The following is a 13,591-nucleotide window of genomic DNA, read 5'->3' as shown; positions in this document are numbered from 1 at the left end:
GTTGCCTGGCAGGCGCCCAATCGCGTACCGCCGACGCACTAGAATGGCGCGATTCCCGTTCGGAGATCGCGCCGTGGACCTTTCCCTCTTTCCGCAATTCCGCAGCATCGACGTCGAGACCGACAGCGAGGTCACAATCCATGCCGTCGTCGGCGGCGACGGGCCGCCGCTGTTGCTGCTGCATGGCCATCCGCAGACGCATGCGATCTGGCACAAGGTCGCGCCGGCGCTGGCGCAGCGATTCACCGTGGTGGCGTGCGATCTGCGCGGCTATGGCGACTCGTCGAAGCCTGCCGGCACGGCCGACCATGGCAACTACAGCAAGCGCACGATGGCCCGCGACGCGCTGCGCGTGATGCAGTCGCTTGGATTCGAGCGCTTTCGCGTGCTGGCGCACGACCGCGGCGCACGGGTAGCCCATCGGCTCGGCATGGACCACCCCGACGCGGTCGAGCGCATGGTGCTGCTCGATATCGCGCCCACGCTGGCGATGTACGAGCAGACCACCGAGGCATTTGCCCGCGCGTATTGGCACTGGTTCTTCCTGATCCAGCCGGCGCCGTTGCCCGAGCGGCTGATCGAGGCCGATCCGTCGCGCTATATCCGCGACCTGATGGGCGGCCGCAGCGCCGGGCTGGGCCCGTTCGATCCGCGTGCGCTGCGCGAATACGAGCGCTGCGCCGCGCTGCCCGGCGCCGCGCATGGCGTCTGCGAGGACTATCGCGCGGCCGCCGGCATCGATCTCGAGCACGACCGCGCCGATCGCGAGGCTGGCAAGCGTCTGACGATGCCGCTGCTGGTGTTGTGGGGCGAACAGGGCGTGGTCCATCGCTGCTTCCAGCCGCTGCAGGAATGGCAGCGCGTGGCATCCGCCGTCGACGGCGGCCCGCTGCCGTGCGGGCACTATATCGCGGAGGAAGCGCCCGACGTGCTGCTGGCGCGCGCGCTGCCCTTCCTCGAGAAGTAAGGCCGGCCGTGATACGCGCGTCAAGCCGCCGATAAGCGGCGCTTATGCCCGTAGTCGCAGATTGAATTTCTCGCCGTGGTTCTCCTTCGGTAAAGTCGCTCGCGCATCGCAACCGAGGCGCGCGTCCGAGGTGCGCGTCAACAAGGAGGAGACATCATGCAAGGCATTCGTCAGGCCCTGGCCTGCGTCGTATCGGCGGTGGCGTGGATCGGCACCACGCCGGCCGGCGCCGCGGCCCCGACCGATCACTGGCCCAGCAAGCCGATTCAGATGATCGTGCCGCAAGCACCGGGCGGAACGAACGACATCGTGGCCCGGCTGGTGGCCGCCGATCTGTCGCAGCGCCTCGGCCAGCAGGTCATCGTCGAGAACCGTCCCGGCGCCGGCGGCAATATCGGCACGCAGTTCGCGGCCCGCGCGACGCCGAACGGCTATACGCTGTTGATGACGATCAGCAGCACGCAGGCGATCAATCCGTCGCTGTACCGCCAGGTTCCATTCGATCCAATCAAGGACTTCGAGCCGATCGCGCTGGTCGCGACCGTGCCCAACGTGCTGGTGGTCAATCCCGCCTTCCCGGCGAAGTCGCTGCCCGAACTGATCGCGATGGCGAAGGCGAAACCGGGCCAGTATCGCTTTGCGTCGGCCGGCAACGGCACGCTGAACCATCTGCTAGGCGAGATGCTGAACAGCATGGCCGGTATCCAGTTGGAGCATGTGCCCTACAAGGGCGTGGCACCGGCACTGAACGATGTACTGGGCAACCAGGTGCCGATGGCGTTCGCCAGCCTGCCTTCGGTGTTGCCGCACATCAAGGCCGGCAAGGTCCGCGCGCTGGGCGTCAGCTCGGCCCGGCGTTCGCCGTTCGCGCCCGATATCCCGACCATCGGCGAGACGGTGCCCGGCTATAGCGGCGACCTGTGGGTCGGCCTGTTCGCGGTCAAGGGGACGCCGAAGGAGATCACGCAGAAGCTGGCGCAGACCATGCAGGCCGCGCTGGCCGACCCCGCGCTGCGCGAAAAGCTCGGTGCGCAAGGGGCCGAAGCCCTGTCCGCCACGCCTCAGCAGTTCGCGACGCAGCTCAAGGGCGATATCGACAAGTGGGCGCGCATCGTCAAGGCTTCGGGCGCGCAGGTCGACTGAGAGCAGACCGAAAACAGACTGGCCCGTCCGCGTGTTGCGCTGGACGGGCCAGTGTTGGCGCCTCGGGGCGCCTATGCTATCTGCCGCCTGGTGGGCAGCCGCTTGGTGAGAAGCCGCTTAGCGGGCAGCGGAGCCTGCGGTCGCCTGTTCGGCCTGGGCCTGCATGAAGTCCCGCGCCGCGGACACCGCCTGCATTGCCTCCTGAGTGCCGCCCTTGTCGGGATGGGCCTTCAGCGAGGCCGCCCGGAACGCTTTGCCGATCTTCGCGACATCGGTCTCGCCGGCGTTCAGCCCAAGGATCTCGTGCGGCAGACGGTCATAGCTCCATCCGTCGGGCGCGTGGGGATTGACGGCAGTGGTGGGTCGTTGCGGGGGCGGCGCGCTGTACGATGGTTCGGGCCGCTGCGGGGGCGGTGCGCTGTGCGACGGTTCGGCCCGCTGCGGCTGCGACGTGCTGTGCGACGGTTCGGGCCGATGACGCTGCTGTCTGGCGCGCTCGCTTTGCCGATCGTCGCGCTGCTTCGGTTCCGGCTCGGGATTCCGCGCCGGCCACAGCACCACGATGGCCGCCGACAGCTTGCCGGCATTGTCGACCAGCACGACCGCATTGATCTGGATCGGCGCCGCTGCCCGGGGCGCAAATGCATTGGCGGTCAGGTTGGCGATCAGCAGGTTCATCAGCAGCACGTTGACGGCATCCTGCGGCGACATCGCGTAACGCCGAACGGGGGACTTCGCCTGGGGCAGGACCGGCGGCATGTCGAAAGGCCGCTGGGCGTGGATGGCAATGGGGGACATTGATAACTCTCCTTGAGGACATGGGGGCTGCCATCTTTGCGCCATGTCCGCAAGGCCGCTACCGCGGAAACCAACTGCCTTTCGCTTTTCCCTCCTGCCGCATGGCGTGCCCATCGCGCCCGGCCGCCCCCTTGGTGCGCTCGCGCACATACCGCTAGCACCGCCATCGCTGCAATATCGCCTTTCCGCATCGACAGGGGCGACGATGAAGCGCGTGTTCCGTATTGCGGGTTGGACGATCGCCGGACTGGCGGTCGTTGCGGGCCTGGTGCTGGCGACCGGCATTCTGCTGGCCGAACGCAAGGCCCAACGGCGCGTGCATGTGCCAGCGGTTCCCGTCGCTTATCGCGATGACGCGCAAGCCCTGGCGCGCGGCAAATATCTCTATGAATCGCGCGGTTGCATGGAATGCCACGGTGCCGACGGCCGTGGCCGCGTGATGATCAACGACCCGGGCGGCATGTTCGTGCGCACGCCCAACGTGACCGCCGGCAATCCGGATGTCGCGCGTTATCGCGAACGGGATTGGGTGCTGGCGATCCGCCACGGCGTCGCGCCCTCCGGCCGGCCGCTGATGATCATGCCGAGCGAGGACTACAACCAGCTCAGCGACGAAGACCTGTCGGCGCTGGTCGCCTATATGCGCAGCCTGCCGCCGCTGCTCAGCGGCATGACCGAGATCCGCCTGCCGATGATGGCGCGCGTGCTCTACGGCTTCGGCATGATCGAGGACGCCGCCGCGAAGATCGACCACAGCCGGCCGCCCTCGCCTGCGCTGGAACCCGCGCCCACCGCGGCGTATGGCGCCTATGTCGCCAACGCCTGCATCGGCTGCCACGGGACCGACCTCGCTGGCGGCAAGATTGCGGGTGCGCCGCCCGACTGGCCCGCTGCCGCCGACCTGCGGCCGGGTGCCGTGATGCTGCGCTACCGCACGCCGGATCGCTTTATCGAGATGATGCGCACCGGCGTGCGGCCGGACGGCACCGAGGTCAGCAAGGTGATGCCGTTCGAAAGCCTGAGCAAGATGAGCGACACCGATCTGACCGCGCTCTATCTCCATCTGAAGGCCTTGCCGGTGACGCAGGCGGCGCGCTGAAGCGACTCGGCCCCGACTGAGCGCGAGCGTTGCCTGCTTGCGACATCGCGCCCGGCACAGAGTCAAAGGCGAAAGTTTTACACGATTGCCGAATTTCACCGAGCCGCAACTACGATAGGGCCTCCACCCTGCCCTGATCTCGCGCCGGCCGCTCCGGCGGCCGGTGCCCACGACGGCGATTCTCCGCGCCGGTCCCCGCTGCGGGCATGGGCATTGCAGCGCAACCCACGCCCATGCGGCGTGAAGTACCGCTTGAGTCCCTGTTTGATGTCCGTTGACCGAGATCGGAGGATCCCCATGTTCATTCACAACAAACGATTGCAGTACACCGTACGCGTAGCGCGGCCCGATCCGGGTCTGGCCAATCTGTTGCTCGAGCAGTTCGGCGGTCCGCAGGGCGAATTGGCGGCCGCCATTCGGTATTTCACGCAGGCTTTGGCCGAGGACGACCCGGGCCGCAAGGACATGCTGCTGGATATCGCGACCGAGGAACTGAGCCATCTGGAGGTCATCGGATCGATCGTCGCGATGCTGAACAAGGGAGCCAAGGGCCAGCTGGCCGAGGGCGTCGAGCAGGAAGCCGAACTTTATCGTTCGCTGTCCGGGCCCGGCAACGACAGCCACGTGACCCAGCTGCTGTATGGCGGCGGCCCACCGCTGACCAACTCCGCCGGCGTGCCGTGGACCGCGGCCTATATCGACACGATCGGCGAGCCGACCGCGGACCTGCGCTCGAATATCGCGGCCGAGGCCCGCGCCAAGATCATCTACGAGCGGCTGATCAACGTCACCGACGACCCTGGCGTGCAGGAAGCCCTGGGCTTCCTGATGACGCGCGAGGTGTCGCACCAGAAGTCGTTCGAAAAGGCCCTGTACTCGATCCAGCCCAGCTTCCCGCCGGGCAAGGCGCCGCCGATGCCCGAGTTCGCCAGCGTCTACTACAAGATGTCGCAGGGCGACGCGCTGCGCGGCCCGTGGAATGCCGATTCGACGTTCGAGTTCGTCGAGAATCCCCCGCCGGCGGTCGATGGCGGCAGCGGCATGCCGGAAGTCCAGCTCGAGCCGACCCAGGCCAGCGCCGTGGAAGCGGCGGCGATGCGCACCGAGTCGGACGTCAACAGCGATCCGGTGACCGGCGCCGACCTGGGCAGCGTCGACGAGTCCGAGCTGCCGACCGACACCGGCGCGCCGGACGCAGGCGGTGCAGGTGGCGCGGCATCGCGTTCGCCAAAGACTCCCCCGGGGCAGGCCTGAACGGCTGCGCTCGTGAGTTGTTGGGCGATGAAGAACCAGGCGGCCGCATCGGCCGCCTTTTTTCCTTTGGATGTCGGCAACGCCCATCGGTGTTGGCCGGCCTTGGCGATGGCGATCGCTACGGCAATACGGTCGTCGCCAGCAGCGTCACGTTCATGCCGATGATCAGCGTCACCGCGATCACTGCCAGCACCGTGACCCACGGCTTGTTGACGTGGGCCCCCATCACGGAGCGGCGGCTGGTCAGCCAGATCAGCGGCACCACCGCGAACGGCAATTGCAGGCTCAGGATGACCTGGCTCAGGACGAGCAAATGGCCGATGCCCGCTTCGCCGTAGGCGAGCGCAACGAACATCGCCGGCACCACCGCGATGCCGCGCGTCAGCAGCCGGCGCGCCCAGGCGGGCAGCCGCAGCTTGACGAATCCCTCCATCACGATCTGCCCCGCCAGCGTCGCCGTGACCGCCGAGCTTTGCCCCGACGCCAGCAACGCGATGCCGAACAGCACGCTGGCGATGGCGGTGCCGGTCAGCGGCCCGAGCAGCTGGTAGGCGGCGCGCAGGTCGTTGACCTCGTGCATGCCGCCGGCATGGAACACCGCACCCGCGGTCACCAGGATGGCGGCGTTGATGAAGAAGGCGATCACCAGCGCCAGCATGATGTCGACCGTGTAATACGCGAGCGTGGTGCCGATGCTTTCGTGGCCGCGCCGGATCCGCTGCGGCCCGACCATCGACGAATGCAGGTAGAGGTTGTGCGGCATCACGGTCGCGCCGACGATGCCGATCGCGATGTACAGCATGTTGGTGTCGGTCAGCACGCGCGTGCTCGGCACGAAGCCCCGCGCGACCTCGCCCCATTGCGGCTGGACCAGCACCAGATTGATTGCGAAGCAGAGGAACACCACGGCCAGCAGCGCGATGACCACTGCCTCGAGCTGCCGGTAGCCGCGCTGCTGCAGCGCGAGGATCAGCAGCACGTCGAGCACGGTCGCGGCGACGCCCCAGGTCAGCGGAATGCCGAACAGCAGATTCAGCGCGATGGCGGTGCCGATCACCTCAGCCAGATCGGTCGCGCAAATCGCCAGTTCGCACAGCAGCCATTGCGCCAGCGCCGAGCGTTTGCCCGAATGCTGCCGGCAGGCCTGCGCCAGGTCCATGCCGGACACCACGCCCAAGCGCGCCGCCAATGTCTGCAACAGCATCGCGATCAGGCTGGACATCAGCACGATCCACAGCAGCGCGTAGCCGTAACCCGAACCGGCCGCGAGGTCGGTGGCCCAGTTGCCGGGGTCCATATAGCCGACCGCCACCAGGTAGCCGGGCCCGAGGAAGGCGAGCAGACGGCGCCAATGCAGCTTGCCGCCGGGCGGGCGGCGCCAGGCGCCGAGCGGCCCCGCGGCCTGCGCGCCGGCATCCGGCGGGGGGGTCGTGTCAGGCGGCATCGCGATTTCCCCGCGGACCGTGCGACGGCGGGCGCTCACACATCGGCAAGCAGCCGGGCCAGCAGCACCGCCATGCCGCCGCCGTTGATCGCCAGGCCGAGCAGCAGCCGGACGGGATGGTCACGCCAGTCGCGCCGGAATCGTTCCATGGCTTTGCGTCTCCTCGTTTTTTCGCGCGCGAACGGTTCGGCTCGACTCGGCCCGCGGCCGCCATATCAAGCACGAGCCATGCCTGCACGTTCGAACACTATAGGTGTCCGCACGGTGTCCGCACGGCCCCTGATTGCGCTTTCCTTGCAGACGGGAGCATGTCGGCTGCGTCCATCCGTTCTGCCGCACCCCAGCCGACCACGGCACTTTGTTACAACGGTCCGGCCTGCCTTGCCATCGGCAACCATCCGCCGCAGAATCGGCATGCCCGTGCGCCAGTGCACGCTCTGCCAGCCGCGGTCCGCGCGGCCTCGCCGACCACGACCGATGCCTGATCCGATCGCCGCACCGTCCGAAACCCCTGCCGTACCTCCCGGAAACGTCGCCCCCGCGGCTTCGGAAGCCACGGTCGGCGCCATCTATCGCGCCGAATCGCGCCGCGTGCTGGCCACGCTGATCCGCCTGCTGGGCGATTTCGACCTGGCCGAGGAGGCACTGCACGACGCCTTCAAGGCCGCGCTGGAGCAATGGCCGCGTGACGGCGTACCCGCCAATCCCTGCGCCTGGCTGATATCGGCCGGCCGCTTCAAGGCGATCGACGGCATCCGCCGCCAGGCCCGCTTCCGCCCGCTGGACGACGTCACCGAACAGGTCGAAGCGATCGTCGACGAGAGCGCGACGCGCGCCTTCGACGAACTGTTCGACGATGCCTGTCTGGAAGACGACCGGCTGCGCCTGATCTTTACCTGCTGCCACCCCGCGCTGGCACCCGACGCTCAGGTCGCGCTGACGCTGCGCGAGGTCTGCGGCCTGACCACCGAGGACATCGCGCATGCCTTCCTGACCGCGCCGTCGACGCTGGCCCAGCGCATCGTGCGCGCCAAGGCCAAGATCCGCGACGCACGCATTCCTTATCAGGTGCCCGATCGCCAGGACTTGCCGGAGCGGCTCGACAGCGTGCTGCGCGTGGTCTACCTGGTCTTCAACGAGGGCTATTCGGCCAGCTCGGGCGACCAGCTGACCCGCCACGATCTTTCCGGCGAGGCGATCCGGCTGGCGCGGCTGCTGCTCGAATTGCTGCCCGAACCCGAGGTCATGGGACTGCTGGCGCTGATGCTGTTGCACGAGTCGCGCCGGGCCGCGCGCACCTCGTCCGACGGCGAACTGGTGCTGCTGGACGAGCAGGACCGCAGCCGCTGGGACCGCGCGCTGATCGCCGAGGGCACCGCGCTGGTCGAGCGGGCGCTGACGTCGCGCCGCTTCGGGCCGTATTCGCTGCAGGCCGCGATTTCCGCGGTGCACGCGGAAGCGGACAGCGCCGCCTCGACCGACTGGCCGCAAATCGTCGCGCTGTACGACGTGTTGCTGGCGCTGCAGCCCTCCCCCGTGGTGGAACTGAACCGGGCCGTCGCCGTTGCGATGCGGGACGGACCCGAGGCGGGCTTGCAGCTGGTCGACGCGATCCTGGCCCGCGGTGACCTGATCGACTACCACCTTGCCCACGCCGCCCGTGCCGACCTGTGCCGGCGACTTGGCCGCTACGCCGACGCGCGTGCCGCCTATCGGACGGTGCTCGAACTGGTCCGCCAAGGGCCGGAGCGGCGCTTTATCGAACGGCGGCTTGCCGCACTGCCGCAATAACGGGGTGCGAGGGCGGCTGCTGCGGACTCGTCTGCGGTCGATCGCCTCTGTCGATGCCCTGCGTCCATCCGCTTTTCGATCCCTCTGTCGATCCGGCTGTCGATTTGGCCCCGTCCCGAACGACTATCCACTGACAGGGCCATGGCCCTGCCGGCGTCATGGCGTCGTCGCTGGCGCCGTCTATGCTGATTTTCCGTGCCGTTTCGTTGCCGCGTCGCTTGCCGACCGCCAACGCCACCATTACCGAGGAGCCTCAGATGAAATATCTCTGCCTGATCTATTACCAGGAGAAGCAGGTCTACAGCATGCCGCCTGACGAATGGGATTCGCTGGTCGGCGAATGCCTGCGCTTCGGCGACAAGGTGCGCAGCAGCGGCCACTACATCGGCGGCGAGGCGCTGCAGCCGGTCGAGACCGCCAAGACCCTGCGCGTGCGCGACGGCAAGGTGACCGTCACCGACGGGCCGTTCGCCGAGACCAAGGAGCAGCTGGCCGGCTTCTATCTGATGGAGGCAGCCGACCTGAACGAGGCGATCCAGGTCGCCTCCAGGATTCCGCCCGCCCGGCATGGCAGCGTCGAGATCCGGCCGATCCGGGAATTGCCGGGCGCCGGCGCGTCGTAAGCACCGGGTCGCAAATTTTTTTGCGGGGCGTTGTCGATCGGCGCGTTCTCCGTACGACTAGGTAACAGGAAGTCCGAACAGCCACCGAAATCCGAGGAGCGGCGACGATGAAATACCTGTGCCTGATCTATACCGACGAGCGTGTCCTGCAAGCGATGCCCGAGCCGGAATGGCGCAGCCTGGTGGAACAGTGCCTGCGCTTCAGCGCCGCGCTGGAGCGCGACGGCATGTACCTGGCCGGCGAAGCGCTCGAAAGCGCGACGACGGCCACCACGCTGCGGGTGCGTGCCGGCAGGGTGTCGTTCACCGACGGGCCGTTCGCGGAGACCAAGGAACAGCTGGCGGGCTTCTATCTGATCGAGGCCAAGGGCCTGCACGAGGCGCTGCACGCGGCGGCGGGTATTCCCGCCGCACGGCTGGGCAGCATCGAAGTGCGGCCGGTGATGTCGCTGGCGGTTGGCAGTACGCCGCCCGCCCAGTGACGGCCGGTCCGGCCCCCGGACTTCGCATCTTTCCTCTCGCTATCCGTCGTTTTCTTTCAGGAGACTCAAGATGAGCAACGCCACGCAATCCCAGACCGCCGCCCACGACGAAATCCGCACCATGCTCGAAGCGTGGCGCCAGGCCGCGATCGCCCGGGACGTGCCACGCATCATGTCGTACTACACCCCCGACATCGTTGCCTTCGACGCCGTGATGCAACTGCAATTCAAGGGGGTCGACGCCTACGGCAAGCACTGGGCGGCCTGCATGGAAATGTGCACCGGCCCGATGGTGTTCGAGATGCACGACCTGCAACTGTTCGTCGACCAGCAGTTCGGCTATGGCCATTACCTGCTGCGTTGCGGCCACCAGGATGAGAACGGCAAGGAGAGCGGATCGTGGATGCGCGTTACCGTCGGCCTGCGCAAGACCCCCGAGGGCTGGAAGATCGCGCACGATCATTTTTCCGCACCGTTCGACATGGAAAGCGGCAAGGCGCTGTTCGATCTGCAACCCTGAACTGCGATTGGCATCGCCTAGACTGATCTACCGACAGGAGATACCGCAATGCGCTTCATGATTCTGGTTCGGGCCACGCAAAAGACAGAAAGCGGCGTGATGCCGGAGGACGGGCTGATTGCCGAAATGGCGGCCTACCACGAAGAGCTATCGAAGGCCGGCGTACTGGTCGATGCGTCGGGCCTGCAACCCAGCGCCAAGGGCTGGCGCATCCGCTATCAAGGCCAGCAGCGGACCGTCACCGACGGACCGTTCGCCGAGACCAAGGAGTTGATCGCGGGCTACACGATCATCCAGGTGAAGTCCCGTGAGGAAGCACTGGAATGGACGCGGCGCTTTCCCAATCCGGCCACCGATGACGACAACTGCGAAATCGAGGTACGCCAGCTGTACGACCTTGAGGATTTTCCACCGAGCGACGGTATCGAGCGCTTCCGCGAGCTGGAACAAATACAGCAGCGACAGCAATCGCCACAACAATCGCAATAACGACGCGATCACGCGCAGGACAGACGGTCCAGGACCGTTCAAACAGCACGATCAGACAGGAGAACCAAGATGGCACAAACGCAAGTCAAGCCGATCCCCGAAGGCATGCCCACGCTGACCCCGCATATCGTCTGCAAGAATGCGCTGGAAGCAATCGAGTTCTACAAGCGCGCATTCGGCGCGGCGGAGGAATTCAAGCTGCTTACGCCGCAGGGCCAGCTGATGCACGCGATGCTGCGCATCGGCAACTCGCCGGTGATGATGGCGGAGGAAATGCCAGAATGGCAGAGCCTGGGGCCGAAGACATTGAAGGGAACGCCGGTGGTGCTGCATCTGTACGTCGACGATGTGGACGCCGCGGTGGCGCGCGCGGTCGACGCCGGCGCCAAGGTCACGATGCCGGTCCAGGACATGTTCTGGGGCGACCGTTACGGCCAGCTCGAAGACCCGTACGGGCATCGCTGGTCGGTGGCCACGCACGTGCGTGACGTACCGCCGGAAGAGCTGGCCAAGGCCGCGGAACACGGCTGCGGTGCTTGATCGGTAGTGGGATAGTAAAAAGCGGCCCGTGCGGCCGCTTTTTTTATGCTCTTGCGTCGGCGCGGACAGTGATTTTCACTGGCTGCACCGCAAAGCAAAACGCCCCAGACCTTGAGGATCTGGGGCGTTTTCAAAGGAGAGCCTGGCGATGACCTACTTTCACACGGGTAGTCCGCACTATCATCGGCGCGAAGTCGTTTCACGGTCCTGTTCGGGATGGGAAGGGGTGGTTCCGACTTGCTATGGTCACCAGGCATAAAGGGTTGCCGGACTGGCTGGGCCAATCGGGCGTATTGGGATGTAGCGTCGGGTTGTGCTGTATGGCACGTATGCGGATACCAGCGGTGCGCGTCGAACGCGCTAAACGCACTGGTTATAGGATCAAGCCTTACGGGCAATTAGTACTGGTTAGCTTAACGCATTACTGCGCTTCCACACCCAGCCTATCAACGTCCTGGTCTTGAACGACCCTTCAAGGAGCTCGAGGCTCCAGGGAATCCTCATCTTCAGGCGAGTTTCCCGCTTAGATGCTTTCAGCGGTTATCTCTTCCGTACATAGCTACCCTGCGATGCCTCTGGCGAGACAACAGGTACACCAGCGGTACGTCCACTCCGGTCCTCTCGTACTAGGAGCAGCCCCCGTCAAGATTCCAACGCCCACGGCAGATAGGGACCAAACTGTCTCACGACGTTTTAAACCCAGCTCACGTACCTCTTTAAATGGCGAACAGCCATACCCTTGGGACCGGCTACAGCCCCAGGATGAGATGAGCCGACATCGAGGTGCCAAACACCGCCGTCGATATGAACTCTTGGGCGGTATCAGCCTGTTATCCCCAGAGTACCTTTTATCCGTTGAGCGATGGCCCTTCCATTCAGAACCACCGGATCACTATGTCCTGCTTTCGCACCTGCTCGACTTGTCGGTCTCGCAGTTAAGCACGCTTTTGCCATTGCACTTTAGGTACGATGTCCGACCGTACCAAGCGTACCTTCGAACTCCTCCGTTACACTTTGGGAGGAGACCGCCCCAGTCAAACTGCCTACCATGCACTGTCCCCGACCCGGATTCACGGGCCTAGGTTAGAACCTCAAACAAACCAGGGTGGTATTTCAAGGACGGCTCCACGAGAACTGGCGTCCTCGCTTCAAAGCCTCCCACCTATCCTACACAGATCGGTTCAAAGTCCAATGCAAAGCTGCAGTAAAGGTTCATGGGGTCTTTCCGTCTAGCCGCGGGGAGATTGCATCATCACAAACACTTCAACTTCGCTGAGTCTCGGGAGGAGACAGTGTGGCCATCGTTACGCCATTCGTGCAGGTCGGAACTTACCCGACAAGGAATTTCGCTACCTTAGGACCGTTATAGTTACGGCCGCCGTTTACCGGGACTTCAATCAAGAGCTTGCACCCCATCATTTAATCTTCCGGCACCGGGCAGGCGTCACACCCTATACGTCCACTTTCGTGTTTGCAGAGTGCTGTGTTTTTATTAAACAGTCGCAGCCACCATTTTATTGCAACCCCTTCACCCTTCTGGCGCAGGCCAGTCAAGCTACCAGGGCGTACCTTATCCCGAAGTTACGGTACCAATTTGCCGAGTTCCTTCTCCCGAGTTCTCTCAAGCGCCTTAGAATACTCATCTCGCCCACCTGTGTCGGTTTGCGGTACGGTCTCGTATGACTGAAGCTTAGAGGCTTTTCTTGGGACCCCTTCCGATTGCTTCGCAGCACTAGGCCGCTCGCCCCACATCCTTGAATTACGCGCCCGGATTTGCCTAAGCGCCTTCTCCAATGCAGGGACCGGGACTTCCAACACCCGGACAACCTTCCGCGATCCGTCCCCCCATCGCATCATACGACGGTGCAGGAATATTAACCTGCTTCCCATCAGCTACGCATCTCTGCCTCGCCTTAGGGGCCGACTCACCCTACGCCGATGAACGTTGCGTAGGAAACCTTGGGCTTACGGCGAGGGGGCCTTTCACCCCCTTTATCGCTACTCATGTCAGCATTCGCACTTCCGATACCTCCAGCATCCTTTACAAGACACCTTCACAGGCTTACGGAACGCTCTCCTACCGCGCACACAAGGTGCGCCCGCAGCTTCGGTGACTGGCTTAGCCCCGTTACATCTTCCGCGCAGGACGACTCGATCAGTGAGCTATTACGCTTTCTTTAAAGGGTGGCTGCTTCTAAGCCAACCTCCTGACTGTTTTAGCCTTCCCACTTCGTTTCCCACTTAGCCAATCTTGGGGACCTTAGCTGGCGGTCTGGGTTGTTTCCCTCTTGACACCGGACGTTAGCACCCGATGTCTGTCTCCCGTGATTGCACTCTTCGGTATTCGGAGTTTGCTATGGCGGGGTAATCAGCAATAGACCCCCCAACCATGACAGTGCTCTACCCCCGAAGGTGAGACACGAGGCACTACCTAAATAGTT

12 protein-coding genes and 2 rRNA genes (1 of these 14 cut by a window edge) are annotated in these 13,591 nt (G+C 64.9%); 10 read left to right on the top strand and 4 right to left on the bottom strand.

What is annotated here, in order from left to right:
* The first annotated feature begins 43 nt into the window (after positions 1-43).
* Positions 44-967, top strand: a complete 924-nt coding sequence (locus FOB47_RS16910; RefSeq protein WP_244959445.1) for an alpha/beta fold hydrolase — start codon at positions 44-46, stop codon at positions 965-967.
* A 156-nt stretch (positions 968-1,123) separates the two neighbouring features.
* On the top strand, positions 1,124-2,110 hold the full coding sequence (locus tag FOB47_RS16905; protein WP_174781610.1) for a Bug family tripartite tricarboxylate transporter substrate binding protein: 987 nt from the start codon (positions 1,124-1,126) through the stop codon (positions 2,108-2,110).
* 117 nt (positions 2,111-2,227) lie between these two features.
* Here FOB47_RS16905 and FOB47_RS16900 read toward each other — a convergent pair whose 3' ends face one another.
* Complete coding sequence (locus tag FOB47_RS16900) at positions 2,228-2,908, bottom strand: J domain-containing protein (protein WP_174781609.1); 681 nt, start codon at positions 2,906-2,908, stop codon at positions 2,228-2,230.
* A 205-nt stretch (positions 2,909-3,113) separates the two neighbouring features.
* Here FOB47_RS16900 and FOB47_RS16895 point away from each other — a divergent pair, with 205 nt between their 5' ends.
* Both FOB47_RS16895 and FOB47_RS16890 read left to right on the top strand, forming a co-directional pair.
* Positions 3,114-4,007, top strand: coding sequence for a c-type cytochrome (locus FOB47_RS16895; protein WP_053821716.1), 894 nt, complete (start codon positions 3,114-3,116; stop codon positions 4,005-4,007).
* 297 nt (positions 4,008-4,304) lie between these two features.
* Positions 4,305-5,261 (top strand): manganese catalase family protein, encoded by a 957-nt coding sequence (locus FOB47_RS16890; RefSeq protein ID WP_174781608.1) that lies wholly within the window; start codon positions 4,305-4,307, stop codon positions 5,259-5,261.
* Positions 5,262-5,379: 118 nt separating this feature from the next.
* On the opposite strand, the gene FOB47_RS16885 is transcribed toward FOB47_RS16890, so the two are convergent.
* Positions 5,380-6,705, bottom strand: coding sequence for an Nramp family divalent metal transporter (locus FOB47_RS16885; protein ID WP_174781607.1), 1,326 nt, complete (start codon positions 6,703-6,705; stop codon positions 5,380-5,382).
* Positions 6,706-7,182: 477 nt separating this feature from the next.
* Here FOB47_RS16885 and FOB47_RS16880 point away from each other — a divergent pair, with 477 nt between their 5' ends.
* The 6 genes from FOB47_RS16880 to FOB47_RS16855 all read left to right on the top strand — a co-directional run bounded on the left by FOB47_RS16880 (position 7,183) and on the right by FOB47_RS16855 (position 11,150).
* Positions 7,183-8,496: an RNA polymerase sigma factor gene (locus tag FOB47_RS16880; protein ID WP_217488937.1), complete on the top strand. Its 1,314-nt coding sequence runs from the start codon at positions 7,183-7,185 to the stop codon at positions 8,494-8,496.
* A 257-nt stretch (positions 8,497-8,753) separates the two neighbouring features.
* Entirely contained in the window at positions 8,754-9,119 is a 366-nt protein-coding gene (locus tag FOB47_RS16875) for a YciI family protein (protein ID WP_053823077.1), read from the top strand.
* Between the two features lie 107 nt (positions 9,120-9,226).
* On the top strand, positions 9,227-9,601 hold the full coding sequence (locus tag FOB47_RS16870) for a YciI family protein (RefSeq protein ID WP_174781606.1): 375 nt from the start codon (positions 9,227-9,229) through the stop codon (positions 9,599-9,601).
* Positions 9,602-9,671: 70 nt separating this feature from the next.
* Positions 9,672-10,121, top strand: coding sequence for a YybH family protein (locus tag FOB47_RS16865; RefSeq protein WP_174781605.1), 450 nt, complete (start codon positions 9,672-9,674; stop codon positions 10,119-10,121).
* Positions 10,122-10,169: 48 nt separating this feature from the next.
* Entirely contained in the window at positions 10,170-10,610 is a 441-nt protein-coding gene (locus FOB47_RS16860) for a YciI family protein (RefSeq protein WP_053821712.1), read from the top strand.
* Positions 10,611-10,679: 69 nt separating this feature from the next.
* Positions 10,680-11,150, top strand: coding sequence for a VOC family protein (locus FOB47_RS16855; protein ID WP_053821711.1), 471 nt, complete (start codon positions 10,680-10,682; stop codon positions 11,148-11,150).
* Positions 11,151-11,290: 140 nt separating this feature from the next.
* On the opposite strand, the gene rrf is transcribed toward FOB47_RS16855, so the two are convergent.
* Together rrf and FOB47_RS16845 are read right to left on the bottom strand one after the other, a co-directional pair.
* Positions 11,291-11,404, bottom strand: a 5S ribosomal RNA gene (gene rrf / locus FOB47_RS16850).
* A 123-nt stretch (positions 11,405-11,527) separates the two neighbouring features.
* Positions 11,528-13,591: ribosomal RNA gene (locus FOB47_RS16845) — 23S ribosomal RNA — on the bottom strand (it continues 817 nt past the right edge of the window).

Origin of the sequence: Cupriavidus gilardii (assembly GCF_013347325.1) — a bacterium.
Taxonomy (GTDB): Bacteria; Pseudomonadota; Gammaproteobacteria; order Burkholderiales; family Burkholderiaceae; genus Cupriavidus; species Cupriavidus gilardii.
The sequence above is the reverse complement of the archived record's forward strand: the minus strand, read 5'-3'. Positions and strand labels throughout refer to the sequence as shown.